Raw genomic sequence first — 15707 nt, forward strand, 5'->3', positions numbered from 1 at the left:
CTGAGCCAGCCCCTTCGCTCGCACGTCACATCCGGGAGGACCACCAGCATGGCCATCATCGACGAACTGCGTACCCCTCTCTACTTCGCCGCCGGCACCGCCGACCTCGCCGTGCAGCAGGCCAAGAAGGTCCCCGGCCTGATCGAGCAGCTGGCCGCCGAGGCGCCCGCCCGGATCGAGGCCGTGCGGAAGACCGACCCCAAGGTCGTGCAGGAGAAGGTGACCGCCCAGGCCAAGGAGGCCCAGGCCACGGTGCAGTCGAAGTTCGCCGATGTCGTCGGCGGTCTCGACACGGACCTGAAGAAGCTCGGTGACACCGCCCAGGACTTCGCCCTGCGCGGTGTCGGCGTCGCCGCCGAGTACGCCGTCAAGGCGCGCGAGAAGTACGAGGAGGTCGCCGCCCACGGCGAGGAGGCCGTCAAGGCCTGGCGTGGCGAGGTCGCCGAGGAGATCGTCGAGATCGCCGTCGTCGTCGAGCCGGAGGAGACGAAGGCCGAGGACAAGGCCGACGGGAAGGCCGACACCAAGGCCGAGGGCAAGGCGGAGGAGCCGAAGGCGCCCGCCAGGAAGACCACCGCCCGCAAGGCGCCCGCCAAGAAGGCGGCCGTCGCCGCTGAGAAGGAGTAGGGCCGGGCACCAATTCGGGTAGCCGGTGCGTTGAACCGGGTACCTTGACCGCGAGGCGCTCTTCCCCTCTTCTCTAGGCGGTGCTCAGCATGTTGCGCGCGGGATTCGACTCCCTTCTCTCCCTGGTGATGTTCCTGATCTTCACCGGCTTCGCCGTCGCCGCGCTCGTCTTCGCCGCCATGGCGCGCGAGGACGCGTATCGCGCCGCCGAGAAGCAGACGAAGAAGTTCTGGCTGATCATCCTGGGCATCAACCTCGCCCTGAACCTGCTGTTCCCGATGCTGTTCCTGCAGATCGCGGGCGTGATCGCCGCCATCGTCTTCATGGTGGACGTACGCCCCGCGCTCGCGCAGGTCTCGGGCGGCGGTGGCCGGGGCCGCCGGGGCGGTGGCTCCAGCAGCGACGGGCCGTACGGCCCCTACAACGGCGGCCGGTAGCCGACCGCCGGGTCCTTCCGCCGGTCGGTGGCGACACGCGACACGACGGCGCCACGGCACGACCGTGGGACGTCACGACCGTCGGACGGCGCCACGGCACGAAGACACAACGGGCAGGGCCCGGGGAGCTATCCCCGGGTCCTTTCCCTTTCCAGCGCCAGGACCGCGACGTCGTCCGTCAGCTCGCCGCCGTTCAGGGACCGGACCTCCGTCACGGCCGCCTCCAGGAGCTCCTCGCCCCGCAGGCCCGCCGCCAGCTGCCGGTTGATCATCCCGACCATCCCGTCCTGGCCGAGCCGCGGCGAGCCGGGTCCGGCCGAGCGGCCCTCGATCAGTCCGTCCGTGTACATGAGCAGGCTCCACGACCCGCCGAGCTCGACCTGCCGGCGCGGCCAGCGGGCGCGCGGCAGCAGACCCAGGGCGGGGCCGCCGTCCTCGTACGGGAGCAGCCGTGCCGCCCGCCCCTGGCGGGCGATCAGCGGTGACGGGTGGCCGGCCAGGCAGAGGCCCGCCCGGCGTCCGTCGGGTGCGATGTCGACGGTGCACAGGGTCGCGAAGATCTCCTCGCTCTCCCGCTCGTGCTCCAGGACCTGCTGCATCGTCGAGAGCAGTTCGTCCCCGCACAGTCCGGCGAAGGTCAGGGCCCGCCAGGCGATCCGCAGCTCGACGCCGAGCGCGGCCTCGTCGGGGCCGTGCCCGCAGACGTCGCCGATCATGGCGTGGACGGTGCCGTCGGGCGTACGCACCACGTCGTAGAAGTCGCCGCCGAGCAGCGCGCGCTCGCGGCCGGGCCGGTAGCGGGCCGCGAACCGCAGGTCGGAGCCCTCCAGGAGGGGCGTGGGGAGCAGCCCGCGCTCCAGGCGGGCGTTCTCCTGGGCGCGGAGCCGTGACTCGGCCAGCTTCACCTGGACGGCGTCGGCGCGCTTGCGCTCGACCGCGTACCGGATGGCCCGGCTCAGCAGCCGTCCGTCGAGTTCCTCGCGGAAGAGGTGGTCCTGGGCGCCGACGCGTACCGCCTCGGCCGCCAGCTCCGCGTCGGCGGAGGTCGCGAGCGCGAGGACGGCGTGGCGGGGGGCGAGGCGCAGGATGTGGCGCAGCGGGGCGAGCGGGTCCTCGCCCGCGGCGGCCCGGGGGCCGGGCAGGGAGAGGTCGACGAGGACGCAGTGCACGTCGTCGGTGAGGAGCCGCTCGGCCTCGGTGAGGTTGCGGGCGGTGCGGATCCGGACCCGGGTGCCGGCGGCGTCCGCGGCGTCGAGCAGTTCGGGTACGGCGAGGACACCCGCCGGGTCGTCCTCGACGACCAGGAGAGTGAGATCGGTGCGGTCGGTGCCTGTGACTGTGCCTGTCATAGCGGTGGCGTCCATAGCGGTGGCGTCGCCGGGTCCCGCAGCAGCAGAGACGATTCTCTGACGCGGTACGGATACGGGCATCGGTCCGGGTTCCTTCCCTCCCCCCGAGGGTGCGTAGGGCGCCGGGTGGCGCCCCGCCCGTCCCGGACCATAGCGGTAGGGCGGTGCGCAACGGAATGGTGATCAGCCGGTGGTCACCCGCGTCGTTGCTGGCATATGCCGCGGAAGGGGAGGTACTTGCCCCCGTACGCCGGGCGGGACGGCCCGGAGGCAATGAGAAACGTCACGCCGGGTGGGGCCCGTCCGGTTCCGCCGCCACGCGTGCACTCCGTCACGTCGGGCGGCCGCCCCCCCCGTCAGGTCGGGCGGACGCCCCCGTCAGGTCGGGCGGACGACCCCGAGGATCTCCATCGAGCCCGCACCCGCGAGCGTCACGTTCCGCCCCGGGCGCGGCGCGTGCACCATCGTGCCGTTTCCGACGTACATCCCGATGTGGCTCGCGTCCTTGAAGTAGACGATCAGGTCGCCCGGCCGCATGTCCTTGATGTCGACGCGCGGCAACAGGCGCCACTGCTCCTGCGAGGTCCGCGGGATCGGCCGGCCGGCCGTGCCCCAGGCGCTCTGGGTCAGCCCCGAGCAGTCGAACGAGCTCGGGCCCTCCGCGCCCCACTCGTACGGCTTGCCGATCTGGCCCGTCGCGAACTCGATCGCCTTCTTCGCCGCCGCCGTGGTGTCCCCCTTCAGGCCGCTGAGGACGCCGGTACCGAGCCAGGTGGTCTGGGCCCTGTTCCGCGCCTGCTCCTCGAGGCGGCGCAGCCGCTCGCGCTCCTCGGCGGCGAGTGCGGACTCCAGCTTCTTCGCCGCGGTGATCTTGTCGTTGATCTCCTTCTTCGCCTGGGCCTGCCGGACGCGGTGCGACTCCAGCTTGGTCCAGTTGAGTCCGGCGTCCTTGGCGTAGACGTCCAACTGCGCCTGGGTGCGGTTCATTTCGCCGAGCAGGTCCGTGGTGGCCTTCGCCCCGGCCTTGAGGCGTCCGGCGGTGTCGAGGAAGAGCTGCGGGTCGTCGGTGAGGACGAACTTCGCGTCCTCGGGGAGCCCGCCGTTGCGGTACTGGGCGCGGGCGGCGGCACCGGCCCGCGCCTTGAGGTCCTCGATCTTCTCGCGGCCCTCCACGATCATCCGGGCGACCCGGACGATCTCGGCGGACTGCTCCTTGGTCTTCTCCTCCGCGAGGTTGTACGCGTCGGTGGCGACGGCGGCCTGCCGGTACAGGTCGTCTATCTCCTGGCGTACCTCCTCCAGGCTCTTCTTCGGAGCCGGCGGGGGCAGCGGCGCGGCCGCGGCCTGGAGGGTCAGCGCGGGCGAGGCCAGCACGGTCAAGGCGCAGATCACAGTGATCGCGGCGGTGGCGTGGCGGCGTCGGTTCACGAGCTCCCCCTCGAGTGACCAAATCTGATTTACCGTCAGTAACTTAGTGGTGACCTTGGCGATAGTGCCATGCGAAACCGGAAAGCAACAGGGGAAACCAGGGCCTGTCGGGCCTGCTCCCCCCACGGGGGACGAGCGATACGTGTGTGGCGTTCCCGGCGTACCGGAAATTCAGCGGGAGTTGGGAAAAGAGGCGACGCATCCGAATTCCGCCCGCCCCTCGCCGCCGAGGTCCCGGCACCTTCCCCCGCCCCTCACCACTGTGGTCCCGGCGCCCTCCGCCCGCCCCTCACCCCCGAGGTGCCAGCGCCTCCCACCGCACCGTCACCTCGCCCTGGCGCCACCGCCGGGGACCGTCCGTCAGCGGCCAGTCGGCCGCCAGGTCGCGGACGGAGCGGATCCACCGCTGCCGTGCGCCGAGCGAGGCGTACGGGGCCGCCGCCGCCCAGGCCCGGTCGAAGTCGCGCAGGAACGCGTGCACCGGCTCGCCCGGCACGTTCCGGTGGATCAGCGCCTTCGGCAGCCGCTCCGCCAGGTCCGAGGGGCGTTCCAGCGAGCCGAGCCGGGTCGCGAAGGTCACCGTGCGCGGCCCGCTCCCGTCGAGCGCCACCCACACGTGCCGGCGTCCGATCTCGTCACAGGTGCCCTCCACCAGGAGTCCGCCCGGTGCGAGCCGCCCGCACAGGCGCTGCCAGACCGCCGCGACCTGCTCCTCGTCGTACTGGCGCAGCACGTTCGCCGCCCGGATCAGGGTCACCCGGCCGGGTACGGGCACCTCGAAGCCGCCGTGCACGAAGGAGAGGCCCTCGTGTTCGTACGGCTTCGCGGCCTCGACGCGTGCGGGTTCGATCTCGATGCCGTAGAGGCGGGTGCGGGGTTCGGCGGTGCGCAGCCGGGCGAGGAGCTCGACGGCGGTCCAGGGGGCGGCCCCGTACCCGAGGTCCACGGCGAGCGGCGGCTCGGGGGAGCGGCGCAGGGCCGGGCCGTGGGTGGCGGCGATCCAGCGGTCCATGCGGCGCAGACGGTTGGGGTTGGTGGTCCCGCGGGTCGGGGTGCCGACGGGCGAAGCGGACTGATGGTGTCCCCGGGCGGAGCTCTGGGGGCGGGTGGTGCGCGGGGCCATGCGAAGAGCGTAAGGGGTGGGGGTCGTGGGGCGGCCCGTCCGGCGGACTCGCCGCCACCCCGGTAATGAATTGGCAAAACGCGGCCTCCGATGGAAATGAAAGGGTTCATTCCGGTGTTGACCGGGCCGGAGGGCGCCCCACGCCCTCCCGCCGTCATGCCCGCGGCGCCCGAGCTCAGCCCCCCGAGCGGAAGGACCGCCGACGTGAGCCAGTACGTGTCCCGGTTCGCCGGTACCCGGCACCGGCACCCGGCGCCGACGCGACTCCGGCTTCCCGGCCGGAACCGCACTCCGCGCCGCGTGGCCATGCTCAGTGTCCACACGTCCCCGCTGCACCAGCCGGGCACGGGTGACGCGGGCGGTATGAACGTCTACATCGTCGAGCTGGCGAAACGCCTCGCCGCCATCGACATCGAGGTCGAGATCTTCACCCGGGCCACGACCGGCGGTCTCCCCCCGGTCGTCGAGCTCACCCCGGGCGTCCTCGTCCGGCACGTCGACGCCGGCCCCTACGAGGGCCTGGCCAAGGAGGAGCTGCCGGCCCAGCTCTGCGCCTTCACGCACGGGGTGATGCAGGCGTGGGCGGGTCACCGGCCCGGCCACTACGACCTCGTCCACTCCCACTACTGGCTCTCCGGACACGTCGGCTGGCTCGCCGCCGAGCGCTGGGGCGTCCCGCTCGTCCACGCCATGCACACCATGGCGAAGGTCAAGAACGCGGCGCTCGCCGAGGGTGACACGCCCGAGCCCGCGGCCCGGGTGATCGGCGAGATGCAGATCGTCTCGGCCGCCGACCGGCTGATCGCCAACACGGCCGAGGAGGCCGACGAGCTCGCCCGCTTCTACGAGGCGGACCCCGGCAAGATCGCGGTCGTCCACCCGGGCGTCAACCTCGACCACTTCCGCCCCGCCGACGGCCGCGCCGCCGCCCGTGCCCGCCTCGGGCTGCCGCAGGACGCCTTCGTCCCGGTCTTCGCGGGCCGTATCCAGCCGCTGAAGGCCCCGGACATCCTGCTGCGGGCCGCCGCCGAGCTCCTGGAGCGGGATCCCTCGCTGCGCTCGCGCATGGTCGTTCCCGTGGTCGGCGGCCCGAGCGGCAGCGGTCTCGCGAAGCCGGAGGGGCTGCAGAAGCTGGCCGCCCGGCTCGGCATCGCGGACATCGTGCGCTTCCATCCGCCGGTGGGCCAGGACCGCCTCGCCGACTGGTTCCGCGCGGCGAGCGTGCTCGTCATGCCGTCCTACAGCGAGTCCTTCGGCCTGGTGGCGATAGAGGCGCAGGCGGCCGGCACGCCGGTCGTCGCGGCGGCGGTGGGCGGGCTGCCCGTCGCCGTACGGGACGACGTGACCGGTTTCCTCGTCCAGGGGCACGATCCGGTGGACTACGCCCGCGCGCTGGGCCGGTTCGTCGCGGATCCCTCGCTGTCGGCCCGCATGGGCGCGGCGGCGGCCCGGCACGCCGGGTCCTTCGGCTGGGACACGGCGGCCTCGGGCACGGCGGATGTGTACACGGCCGCCATGCACGACCACCGGCTGCGCGACAACCGCCGTCGCGTACGCTCCCACCATGGCTGAGACCGAGGACGTTCGGCGGATCGTCGAGGACACCTTCAAGGACGCTGAACTGGAGTGGGAGTCCCCCGAGCCGGGCTCCTACGTGGTCAAACTCCCCGGTACGCGCAAGCTCTTCACGACGCTTTCGCTGCGCGTCGGGCGCCACTCCCTCTCTCTCAACGCCTTCGTCGTCCGCCACCCGGACGAGAACGAGGCGGGCGTCCACCGCTGGCTGCTCGAACGCAACCTCAGGCTGTACGGGGTGAGTTACGCGGTCGACGGCCTCGGCGACATCTATCTGGCCGGCAAGCTGCCGCTCTCCGCCGTGACCCCCGACGAGCTGGACCGGCTCCTCGGCTCGGTCCTCGAAGCGGCGGACGGCGACTTCAACACGCTTCTGGAGCTGGGCTTCGCTTCGGCGATCCGGCGCGAGTACGAGTGGCGGGTCTCGCGCGGCGAGTCGACCCGGAACCTCGACGCGTTCAAGAACCTGACCCGGAAGCCCGTTGACTGAAGCTCGGCGACCGACGTCCAGCAGCTGAAACCCGGCAACCGGCCTCTTCCCGCAAGAGGTCTGCGGTGTCATGCTCTCGCCCGACGCACATCTGAACACCGTTCATATACATGAAAGGTTCAGGGGTATGGCACTCAGCAGAAGGCAGTTCGTCGGCGGCGCGGTGGCGGTGGCGGGCGCCACGACCGCGGCACTGGGCACGACCGGCTTCGCTCCCCCCACCCGCCCCGCAGGGCTCTGGCGGGAGTTCGAAGCCGCCCCCTACACCCACCCCCAGATCCCCTACGTGGGCCGGGCGGGCGCCCACGGCGGCGCCCGCCGCTCACCCCGCCCGCGCGTCGTGGCCAACGCCCTCGCCCACGGGGCCGCCCCCGACGGCTCAGCGGACTCGGCGCCCGCGATCAACCGCGCCCTCGCGGAGGCCGGGGAGCGCGGCGGCGGCACGGTCCTGCTGCCGCCGGGCACGTACCGGATCGACGACTACCTCCGGATCGGCCACAGCGGCGTCGTCCTGCGCGGCGCGGGCTCCGGCCGGACGAGACTGCTCGCCACCCGGAGCCTCACCGAGCTGATCGGCCCCTACGGTTCCCGCTACGGCGGCGACAAGTCCTCCTGGTCCTGGGCGGGCGGCCTGATCTGGCTCTCCCCGCACGCCCGGCACGACTCCCTCGTCGCCGCGATACGGGACCGGGCCTGGCCCTTCGAGGGCTGGACCGGCAACCGGCGCGACGGGTGGACCACGCTCACGACCGTCCGCCCGGCCCGCCGGGGCGACCGCTCGGTCACCGTCGACGACCCAGCGGACCTCCGGGCCGGCCGACTCGTCGTCCTCCGCCTCGCCGACGACGCCGACCACACGCTCCTGGAGCACATGGCGGGCGACGGCCCGGGCCCGGAGGCGTACACCTGGGACGACAAGACGAAGCTGACCAGCTACGTCCCCTACGAGTGGCCCGTACGGATCACCTCCGTGCGGGGCCGGACCGTCACCCTGGAGCGCCCGCTCCCGCTCGACGCGCGCCCGGAGTGGGACCCCCGGCTCATCTCGGGGGCGGAGGCGCTCACCCACTCAGGGGTGGTGGGTCTGACCCTGGAGGCGGTGGAGACCCCGCAGTCCCCGCACCTCCTGGACAAGGGCTACAACGGCGTCACCTTCCAGTGCGCGTACGACTGCTGGGCGGAGGACGTGGTGGTCCGGCACGTCGACAACGGCTTCGGGCTCGTCGCCGCCTCCGCCTGCACCCTGCGCCGCACAAGGGTGGAGGGACGCGGCTCCCACCACCCCTACTTCTGCCGGGAGGGCGCGCACGACAACCTGGTCGAGGACTTCCGCATCGCGGCCCGCACCGTCCCCGCGCCGGCCGGCACCCAGCTCCACGGCATCAACGTCGAGGGCCTCTCCAGCCACAACGTCTGGTCGCGCGGGGTGATGGAGATGGGCACCTTCGACACCCACCGGGGCATGCCCTTCGCGAACGTACGGACCGAGATCACGGTCGAGAACAACGGCCGGCACGGCGGCGACGCCTCCGCGGGCCCGCTCTACGGGGCCCGGTTCGCCCACTGGAACGTGACGGTGACCAACGGCCGGGCCGGCCTGGTGAAGATCGACGGCATCGCCCCGTACAGCGCGACGGTCGGCATCAGCGAGGTCCGGGAGTTCGACCAGACCGACGTCCCGGACTTCACGGGCGACCTCCACGCGCGCGTCGAGGCGTACGGAAACCCGGGATCGGTCCGCCCGCGGAACCTGTACGAGGCGCAGCGGGCGCTCGGGCGGGGATAGCGGCGCGGACGCCCGGTCGGCCGGCGACAGCCGCGGCCCGGTCGGCCCTGTACTGCCCGGGGGTCGTGCCGAACTCCCGGCGGAAGGCGTGCGAGAGGGCGTACGGAGTGCTGTAGCCGACGCGCCGGGCGACGGAGGCCAACGGGTCGTGGGTGTCCCGCAGCAGGGCGGCGGCGCGGGTGAGCCGCCACCAGGTGAGATACGCCATCGGGGGCCTGCCGACCAGGGCGGTGAAGCGGCGGGCCAGGGTGGGACGGGAGACACCCGCCGCCGCCGCCAGCAGGTCGTTGGTCCAGGGGGCGGCCGGGTCGGTGTGCAGGGCCCGCAGCGCGGCGGCGGTCACCGGATCGCCGAGGGCGGCCGGCCAGGTCCCGGCCGTGCCGGCCCGGCTTCCCCGGGCGCCGTTCCCGGCCGTCCAGGAGCGGATCATGTAGACGAGGAGCAGGTCGAGCAGGCTCGGCAGGGCGACCGCGGCGCCGGGAAGCCGCTCGCCCACCTCGTGGCCGAGAAGGGCGATGGCGGAACGGAGACCGGGATCGGTGCCGTCGGCGCCGTCGGCCCGGTACGGCAGATGGACCAGCGGGGGGAGCTCCGCCAGGAGCGGGTGGGCATGGCTGCGGTCGAGCCGGTACTTGCCGCACAGCATCTCGACCGCGGTGCCGTCCTCGGGGACGACGCTCCCCGTGGGGACGACGGGCGGCCGCGGCCCGGTCCCGTCCTCCCACCGTTCGAAGGGCACCGCGCGCGCGAGCCCCGCCGCGTCGACGGGCCCGTCGGCGAGCACGTGCCCGGTCCCGTGCGGCAGCAGGACGGCGTCGCCCGGACCGAGTCCGACCGGCTCGCCGCCGTCGGGCAGCAGCCAGCAGCTCCCCTCCAGGACGACATGGAAGCCCGCGCCCTCGTACGGGGCGAGGCGGGTGCACCAGCTCCCGGCGACCCTCACCCGCCGGGAGGAGGGCCGCCCGATGCGTACGGCCGAGATCGCGTCGCTCACCACGTCCATCGCGTCAGCGTAGCCCCGTCCGCCCGCCGGTCGGCCGTCACGGTGAGACGTACGCGTATCCAGCAGAGCCGTACGGGCATTGAGAGGCTCAACCGGGCTCCCTAACGTCGAGGACATGACGCGAGAGAACGCACAGCGCACGTTCCTGGGGGACGTCGAGATCATCCGGGTCGTCGAGTGGCGGGGGCCGTTCGCGCCCGCCCGCGAACTCGTCCCCACGGCCGGGGCGGAGACGTGGAAGAGCAATGAGGACTGGCTCGCGCCGGACCACTGGGACCCGGACGGGGACCTGGCGGTGATGGCGCTGCAGACATGGGTGCTGCGCAGCGCGGGCCGGACGATCCTGGTCGACACGGGGGTGGGCAACGGGCGGGAGCGGCCCGGTTCGCCGCAGTTCCACCACTGGCAGGGGGACTTCCTCGGCCTCCTGGAACGGGCCGGTGTCCGCCCGGAGGACGTGGACGTCGTCGTCAACACCCATCTGCACGCCGACCACGTCGGCTGGAACACCCGGCCCGCGGACGGCACCGACGGCACCGACGGCACCGACAGGTCTGGCGGGTCTGGCGGGTCCGACGGCTCCGGCGGGGAGTGGGTGCCGACCTTTCCGCACGCCCAGTACCTCGTACCGGCGGCGGACGACGCCCACTTCGGGCCGGACAACGCCTACGGCGGCGGCCTGCACCAGGACGACCGGCTCGTCTACGAGGACAGTGTCGCGCCCCTCCACCGGGCGGGGCGGACCCTGCTGTGGGACGGCGTCCACCGCATCGACGAGCACCTCACCCTGGAGTCCGCGCCCGGGCACACGCCCGGCTCGGCGGTCCTTCGGCTCGCGTCGGGCGGAGAGCGGGCGGTCTTCGTCGGGGATCTCCTGCACAGCCCGGTGCAGATCCTCGACCCCGCGCACAACAGCTGCTTCTGCCTGGACGCGGCGGCGGCGTCGGTGAGCCGCCGCCGGATCCTCGAACGGGCCGCCGACGAGCGGGAGCTGGTCGTGCCGGCGCACTTCGGGGGATCGGGCACCGCCGAAGTGCGCAGGGAGGGGAGTGGGTTCCGGGTCAGGCGCTGACGGCGGCCTTGCCGGTGGAGTCCCCGGTGATGTCACCGACGACCACGACCTCGACCTCGGCCTCGCCCGCGATGCCGACGATGTCGCCCTGGCCGCCGCTGCCGCTGCCGCTGCCGCTGCCGCTGCCGTCGACGTCGCTGTCGTCGACGAGGGCCTTGCGCAGCCGCAGGGTGTAGCCGACGGCGGCGAGGATGCCGAGCGCGAAGGTCGCGGCCCAGAGGACGTTCGGACCGGGGCCGTCGACGATCGCACCGGCGCCGATCGGGGCGACGAATCCGGCGACCGCCCAGGACATGCCCATGACGCCCTGGTAGCGGCCCCGGGCGTGCTCGGGGGCGAGGAGCGCGGTGGCGGCGGCGTTCGTCGGGACGTGGATCATCTCGCCGACGGTCCAGACGACGACGGTCGCGGCGAAGGCCACCACGGAGGAGCCCGCGAGCGCGGTGGCACCGGTGCCGACGGCGAAGAGGAGGGAGGAGAGGCTCAGCAGGAGAACCGGGGAGCGCTTGTCGGTCAGCCTGTTGACGAGCAGCTGGAAGCCGACGATCACGATGCCGTTGACGGCGATGACGACGCCGTACGAGGAGGGGGAGAGGCCCTGGTCCGCCATGGTCAGCGGCAGGCCGATCCACGGGGCGGTGAAGACGAGGCAGACGAGGAGGTTGAGGAGGACGAGCGTGCGGAAGGGGGCGTCGCGCAGCACGGTGACCATGCTGACCTTGGCCTCGACGACCGGCTCGCCCGCCTTGTCGGTACGGGCCTCGGGGCGGGTCTCGGGGAGGCGGAGGAAGACGATGACGGCGCACAGGACGGTGGCGACGGCGTCGACGACGAAGAGGGTGCGGTAGCCGAGGAAGATCGCGGCGCCGCCGCCGATGGAGGCGATGGCGAAGCCGAGGTTGAGGGCCCAGTAGTTGAGGGCGTACGCCCGGCGCACCTCGTGGGCGGGGACCATGTCGGCGATCGTGGCGTTGATGGAGGGGCGGACGGCCTGCATGGCGACGCCCATGAGGAGGACGACCGTGGCGATGGCCCAGGCGCTGGTGACGACGGCGAGGGCGGCGGCGCAGGCGGCGGCCGCGAGGTGCATGGTGACCATGGTGGGGCGGCGGCCCCAGCGGTCGGTGAGGGTGCCGCCGAGCGGGGAGCCGGCGACGCCGCCGAGACCGTGGAGGGCGACGACGAGTCCGGCGAACCAGGCCGAGTGCCCGAGCTCCACCGTCAGATAGAGGGAGAGGAACGTCAGGACGAAAGCCCCGGTCCGGTTGACCAGGGTCGACAGCCAGAGCCACCAGAAGCCCTGCGGGAGGCCGGAAACCGTCGCCCGGGCTGATCGTCTGAGCGAGTCGATGGACATGTGTGGCGGCCCCTTGATGTACGTAAGCCCTGCTTCCGGCTTTCGTAACTTACGCATCTCATGTGTCGGACGCCAGCCAATTGACGACGCGCGTCAATCGTCAGCGGTCTATTAGGCTCGTACGCATGGCCGACGCACCGTACAAGCTGATCCTCCTCCGCCACGGCGAGAGCGAGTGGAACGAGAAGAACCTGTTCACCGGTTGGGTGGACGTGAACCTCACCGCGAAGGGCGAGAAGGAGGCGACGCGCGGCGGCGAGCTGCTCAAGGACGCCGGTCTGCTGCCCGACGTGCTGCACACCTCCCTCCAGAAGCGCGCCATCCGCACCGCCCAGCTCGCGCTGGAGTCCGCGGACCGCCACTGGATCCCGGTCCACCGCTCCTGGCGCCTGAACGAGCGCCACTACGGCGCCCTCCAGGGCAAGGACAAGGCGCAGACCCTCGCCGAGTTCGGCGAGGAGCAGTTCATGCTGTGGCGCCGCTCGTACGACACCCCGCCGCCGGCGCTCTCGGACGACAGCGAGTACTCGCAGGCGCACGACCCGCGCTACGCGACGATCCCGCCGGAGCTGCGCCCGGACACCGAGTGCCTGAAGGACGTCGTGGAGCGGATGCTCCCGTACTGGTACGACGCGATCGTCCCGGACCTCCTGACCGGCCGCACCGTGCTGATCGCCGCCCACGGCAACAGCCTCCGCGCCCTGGTCAAGCACCTCGACGGCATCTCGGACGAGGACATCGCGGGCCTCAACATCCCGACGGGCATCCCGCTCGCCTACGAGCTCGACGAGAACTTCAAGCCCCTCACCCCGGGCGGCACCTACCTCGACCCGGACGCCGCGGCGGCGGCCATCGAGGCGGTCAAGAACCAGGGCAAGAAGAAGTAGGAACAGCGATCACGCCCCCGACCGCGCGCACGGCGCGGATCGGGGGCGTTTTCGTGCTTAGGGCGGGTTCCGGTCAGTCGGTGGGGCGGCGCGAGCGGGTTCGGGCCAGGCCGCCGAGGGCTGTGGCGGTCAGCCCCAGCAGGAGGGCCACATAGGCCCCGCCCAGCCCGTTGCCGGTGCCGAGGCCGCCGTCGGCGGACCGCATGGTGATCAGCCCGCTGACCGCGAAGACCCACATCAACCGCGCCATGACCAAGCTCCACGCTCGCGACCGGGCCCAACTCGTGTTGCTCGCCTACGAATCAGGCCTGGTGACCCCGCGGCCGGTGACCCGCGGCCGGTGACCCCGCGCACCACCTGACGGTGAGGGGGCTATCCCCCCGGCCGGACGCGGGCTCGCCGGATGTTCTCGGATGCGGGACCCCGGCCATGATCGTTTTCGTGGTCGGGCCGCACCGGCCCGGCATGCCGTGGACGAGAAGGGGACGCCGGATGCGACACAAGAGGTTCGGAGGAGCCATGGCCGTGACCATCGCCATGGCATCGGTCCTGGCCGCCGGGACGGTCGGGCCCGTCGCCGCGGCGGGACACCCGAACGGCCGCGCGGGATCCGCCGACGGCATCTGGCGCGTGGACGGTTACGGGTCGGTCCTGTCGATCGCGGAAGGGCACCTGAAGGAGTACCAGACGACGGCGCTCGGCTGTGTGCCCGGCGCCGAGGCCGTACGGACGGCCCCGGGCACCTACCGCACCGAGGACGGCGCCCTGCTCACCGTCCGTCCGGAGGGAACGCTGCACGTGGCCGGCTCGACCGGCGACCGCCGGCTGCGGCGGCTCGAGGCGATGCCGAAAATCTGCGACCAACCGCTGCCGGAGGACGATGCGCCGAAGGCGTTCGACGTCTTCTGGCAGACCTTCGAGGAGAACTACCCCTTCTTCGAGGAACGGGGCGTCGACTGGCACGCGGTCCGGGACACGTACCGTCCCAAGGTCCGCCCGGACATCAAGAGGGAGGAACTCCTCGACCTCCTCGACGACATGGTGGCGCCGCTGTACGACGCGCACACCTCCGTCTCCGACGGAGGCTTTCCCCGCCCCCACGTCCGGCCCGGCACCACGATCAGGCCCGACCTCCTGGACACCAGGGCCAAGGAGCACATCGTCCGCCGGGACCTGGGCGGGAGGAGCCCGCAGGAGTTCGGGAACGGCCGGATCTCCTATGCCGACCTGCCCGACGGGCAGGGCTACCTGCGCATCTCCGGATTCTCCGGTTACGCGGGGAAGGAGAGCACGTACGCCGACCAGCTCGCCGAACTGGACCGGGCGCTGGACACCGTCCTCACCCGCGCGCGGACGGCCTCCCTCCGAGGCCTGATCATCGACCTCCGGGTCAACGGCGGCGGCGAGGACGCCCTGGGCGTGCACCTCGCCGGGCGCCTGACCGACACCCCGTACGTCGCCTACCGCAAGCGCACCCGGTACACCTCGCCGCAGCCCGTCCGGGTGGAGCCGGCCGACGCGCCCCGCTACACCGGGCCCGTCGCGGTGCTCACGGCCGACACGACGTTCAGCGCGGGGGAGACCTTCGTCCAGGCCCTCATCGACCGGCCCGGCCGGACCCTCCGCGTCGGCGGGCCGACCCAGGGCGTCTTCTCGGACACCCTGGACCGCCTGCTGCCGAACGGCATGGAGTTCTCGCTCCCGAACGAGGAGTTCCTGACCCGCACGGGGCGGACCTACGACGTCACCGGCATCCCCCCGCACCTTCGGACGCCGGTCTTCACCGAGGAGGAGTTCCTGAAGAACCGCGACTCGGCCTTCGACGCGGCCGTCACGGCGCTGAAGGGGCTGAAGGCATTGAAGGCGGTGAAGCACTGAGGGGCCCAAGGGGCCCAAGGGGCCCAAGGGTCTGAAGGGTCTGAGGGAGCACCGGCGACTTCGGCTACCGGTTCGTCGGTCTCCGCACGCCCGTCCGATATTCACGGGCGTTCGTCGCCGGTGATCGCTACGGTCCAGGCCATGAGCACCCGCCCCGCCCTCCGCCTGGAGAAGGTCACCCCCGCCACCGTCGACGCCGCCCTCGGCCTGCGGGTCCACCCCCACCAGGAGCGGAACGTCTCCCCCGTCTCGCACTCCCTCGCCGAGGCCTATGTGCACGGCGACGCGGCCTGGCCGCGGCTGATCTTCGACGGCGACCGTCTCGTCGGCTTCCTGATGGCCTTCCTCGACCTCCCCTGGAACCCGGAGAAGGACCCCGCCGACCGGCGCAGCGGTCTCTGGCGGCTCAACATCGCCGCCGACGGGCAGGGCAAGGGCTACGGGCGCTTCGCCGTCGAAGCCGTGCGCGACGAGCTGCGCCGACGCGGCGAGCAGAAGCTGTACGTCACCTGGGAACCGGGCGAGGACGGCCCCGGCGCCTTCTACGAGCGGCTCGGTTTCCGTACGACCGGTGAGCTCAGCGGCGGCCAGACCGTCGGCGTACTCGACATCTGATCGACGCCCGACGCCCGACGCCCGACGAGAGCCCCCGGCGGACGACCGGCGACAGCCGACACGCGGCAGCCGACACGCGA

General features: G+C 72.5%; 15 protein-coding genes and 1 pseudogene. 10 read left to right on the top strand and 6 right to left on the bottom strand.

Features of this window, described 5'->3' with window-relative positions; genetic code table 11:
- Window positions 1-48: 48 nt before the first annotated feature.
- Window positions 49-627, top strand: a complete 579-nt coding sequence (locus IE311_RS27215) for a hypothetical protein (protein WP_189834471.1) — start codon at window positions 49-51, stop codon at window positions 625-627.
- Window positions 628-716: 89 nt separating this feature from the next.
- On the top strand, window positions 717-1064 hold the full coding sequence (locus IE311_RS27220; RefSeq protein ID WP_189834472.1) for a DUF2516 family protein: 348 nt from the start codon (window positions 717-719) through the stop codon (window positions 1062-1064).
- A gap of 128 nt (window positions 1065-1192) precedes the next feature.
- On the opposite strand, the gene IE311_RS27225 is transcribed toward IE311_RS27220, so the two are convergent.
- From IE311_RS27225 to IE311_RS27235, 3 genes are all read right to left on the bottom strand, one after another.
- Window positions 1193-2494, bottom strand: a complete 1302-nt coding sequence (locus IE311_RS27225; RefSeq protein WP_373313988.1) for a PP2C family protein-serine/threonine phosphatase — start codon at window positions 2492-2494, stop codon at window positions 1193-1195.
- Window positions 2495-2791: 297 nt separating this feature from the next.
- Window positions 2792-3841 carry a C40 family peptidase gene (locus IE311_RS27230; protein WP_189834474.1) on the bottom strand — a complete coding sequence of 350 codons (1050 nt, stop codon included), beginning with the start codon at window positions 3839-3841 and terminating at the stop codon, window positions 2792-2794.
- 289 nt (window positions 3842-4130) lie between these two features.
- Complete coding sequence (locus tag IE311_RS27235) at window positions 4131-4964, bottom strand: class I SAM-dependent methyltransferase (protein ID WP_189834475.1); 834 nt, start codon at window positions 4962-4964, stop codon at window positions 4131-4133.
- A gap of 204 nt (window positions 4965-5168) precedes the next feature.
- On the opposite strand from IE311_RS27235, the gene mshA reads away from it, so the two are divergent.
- The 3 genes from mshA to IE311_RS27250 all read left to right on the top strand — a co-directional run bounded on the left by mshA (window position 5169) and on the right by IE311_RS27250 (window position 8815).
- Window positions 5169-6536: a D-inositol-3-phosphate glycosyltransferase gene (gene mshA / locus IE311_RS27240; protein ID WP_189834476.1), complete on the top strand. Its 1368-nt coding sequence runs from the start codon at window positions 5169-5171 to the stop codon at window positions 6534-6536.
- Window positions 6529-7029, top strand: a complete 501-nt coding sequence (locus tag IE311_RS27245; RefSeq protein WP_189834477.1) for a type III secretion system chaperone family protein — start codon at window positions 6529-6531, stop codon at window positions 7027-7029. The genes mshA and IE311_RS27245 overlap by 8 nt, the downstream gene beginning before the upstream one ends.
- A gap of 127 nt (window positions 7030-7156) precedes the next feature.
- Entirely contained in the window at window positions 7157-8815 is a 1659-nt protein-coding gene (locus IE311_RS27250) for a glycosyl hydrolase family 28-related protein (protein WP_189834478.1), read from the top strand.
- Here IE311_RS27250 and IE311_RS27255 read toward each other — a convergent pair.
- Window positions 8715-9818, bottom strand: coding sequence for an AraC family transcriptional regulator (locus IE311_RS27255; protein ID WP_189834479.1), 1104 nt, complete (start codon window positions 9816-9818; stop codon window positions 8715-8717). The two genes, IE311_RS27250 and IE311_RS27255, sit on opposite strands and share 101 nt — an antisense overlap.
- Before the next feature lie 115 nt (window positions 9819-9933).
- Here IE311_RS27255 and IE311_RS27260 point away from each other — a divergent pair, with 115 nt between their 5' ends.
- Complete coding sequence (locus IE311_RS27260; protein ID WP_189834480.1) at window positions 9934-10890, top strand: MBL fold metallo-hydrolase; 957 nt, start codon at window positions 9934-9936, stop codon at window positions 10888-10890.
- Here the strand turns inward: IE311_RS27260 and IE311_RS27265 are convergent.
- Window positions 10880-12247 (bottom strand): MDR family MFS transporter, encoded by a 1368-nt coding sequence (locus IE311_RS27265; protein ID WP_229902194.1) that lies wholly within the window; start codon window positions 12245-12247, stop codon window positions 10880-10882. The genes IE311_RS27260 and IE311_RS27265 overlap by 11 nt on opposite strands.
- A 125-nt stretch (window positions 12248-12372) precedes the next feature.
- Here IE311_RS27265 and IE311_RS27270 point away from each other — a divergent pair, with 125 nt between their 5' ends.
- A complete protein-coding gene (locus IE311_RS27270) occupies window positions 12373-13134 on the top strand; it encodes a phosphoglyceromutase (RefSeq protein WP_189834481.1) in 762 nt (253 codons plus the stop codon).
- Window positions 13135-13207: 73 nt separating this feature from the next.
- Here the strand turns inward: IE311_RS27270 and IE311_RS27275 are convergent, their stop codons facing one another.
- Entirely contained in the window at window positions 13208-13384 is a 177-nt protein-coding gene (locus tag IE311_RS27275) for a DUF6223 family protein (RefSeq protein WP_189834523.1), read from the bottom strand.
- On the opposite strand from IE311_RS27275, the pseudogene IE311_RS27280 reads away from it, so the two are divergent.
- The 3 genes and pseudogenes from IE311_RS27280 to IE311_RS27290 all read left to right on the top strand — a co-directional run.
- Window positions 13329-13478 (top strand): annotated as a pseudogene (locus IE311_RS27280) (response regulator transcription factor); the annotation flags it as partial. The gene IE311_RS27275 and the pseudogene IE311_RS27280 sit on opposite strands and share 56 nt — an antisense overlap.
- Before the next feature lie 175 nt (window positions 13479-13653).
- Window positions 13654-15012, top strand: coding sequence for a S41 family peptidase (locus IE311_RS27285; protein ID WP_189834482.1), 1359 nt, complete (start codon window positions 13654-13656; stop codon window positions 15010-15012).
- Between the two features lie 141 nt (window positions 15013-15153).
- Complete coding sequence (locus IE311_RS27290; RefSeq protein ID WP_189834483.1) at window positions 15154-15627, top strand: GNAT family N-acetyltransferase; 474 nt, start codon at window positions 15154-15156, stop codon at window positions 15625-15627.
- Window positions 15628-15707: the final 80 nt, after the last annotated feature.

Origin of the sequence: Streptomyces zaomyceticus (assembly GCF_014656215.1) — a bacterium.
Classification (GTDB): domain Bacteria; phylum Actinomycetota; class Actinomycetes; order Streptomycetales; family Streptomycetaceae; genus Streptomyces; species Streptomyces zaomyceticus.

Excerpts from the sequence above, each read along its gene's own strand:
- IE311_RS27215 (WP_189834471.1), top strand. The coding sequence starts at position 49 with ATGGCCATCATCGACGAACTGCGTACCCCTCTCTACTTCGCCGCCGGC.
- IE311_RS27220 (WP_189834472.1), top strand. The coding sequence starts at position 717 with ATGTTGCGCGCGGGATTCGACTCCCTTCTCTCCCTGGTGATGTTCCTG.
- IE311_RS27225 (WP_373313988.1), bottom strand. The coding sequence starts at position 2,494 with ATGCCCGTATCCGTACCGCGTCAGAGAATCGTCTCTGCTGCTGCGGGA.
- IE311_RS27235 (WP_189834475.1), bottom strand. The coding sequence starts at position 4,964 with ATGGCCCCGCGCACCACCCGCCCCCAGAGCTCCGCCCGGGGACACCAT.
- IE311_RS27245 (WP_189834477.1), top strand. The coding sequence starts at position 6,529 with ATGGCTGAGACCGAGGACGTTCGGCGGATCGTCGAGGACACCTTCAAG.
- IE311_RS27250 (WP_189834478.1), top strand. The coding sequence starts at position 7,157 with ATGGCACTCAGCAGAAGGCAGTTCGTCGGCGGCGCGGTGGCGGTGGCG.
- IE311_RS27255 (WP_189834479.1), bottom strand. The coding sequence starts at position 9,818 with ATGGACGTGGTGAGCGACGCGATCTCGGCCGTACGCATCGGGCGGCCC.
- IE311_RS27260 (WP_189834480.1), top strand. The coding sequence starts at position 9,934 with ATGACGCGAGAGAACGCACAGCGCACGTTCCTGGGGGACGTCGAGATC.
- IE311_RS27265 (WP_229902194.1), bottom strand. The coding sequence starts at position 12,247 with ATGTCCATCGACTCGCTCAGACGATCAGCCCGGGCGACGGTTTCCGGC.
- IE311_RS27270 (WP_189834481.1), top strand. The coding sequence starts at position 12,373 with ATGGCCGACGCACCGTACAAGCTGATCCTCCTCCGCCACGGCGAGAGC.
- IE311_RS27275 (WP_189834523.1), bottom strand. The coding sequence starts at position 13,384 with ATGGCGCGGTTGATGTGGGTCTTCGCGGTCAGCGGGCTGATCACCATG.
- IE311_RS27285 (WP_189834482.1), top strand. The coding sequence starts at position 13,654 with ATGGCCGTGACCATCGCCATGGCATCGGTCCTGGCCGCCGGGACGGTC.
- IE311_RS27290 (WP_189834483.1), top strand. The coding sequence starts at position 15,154 with ATGAGCACCCGCCCCGCCCTCCGCCTGGAGAAGGTCACCCCCGCCACC.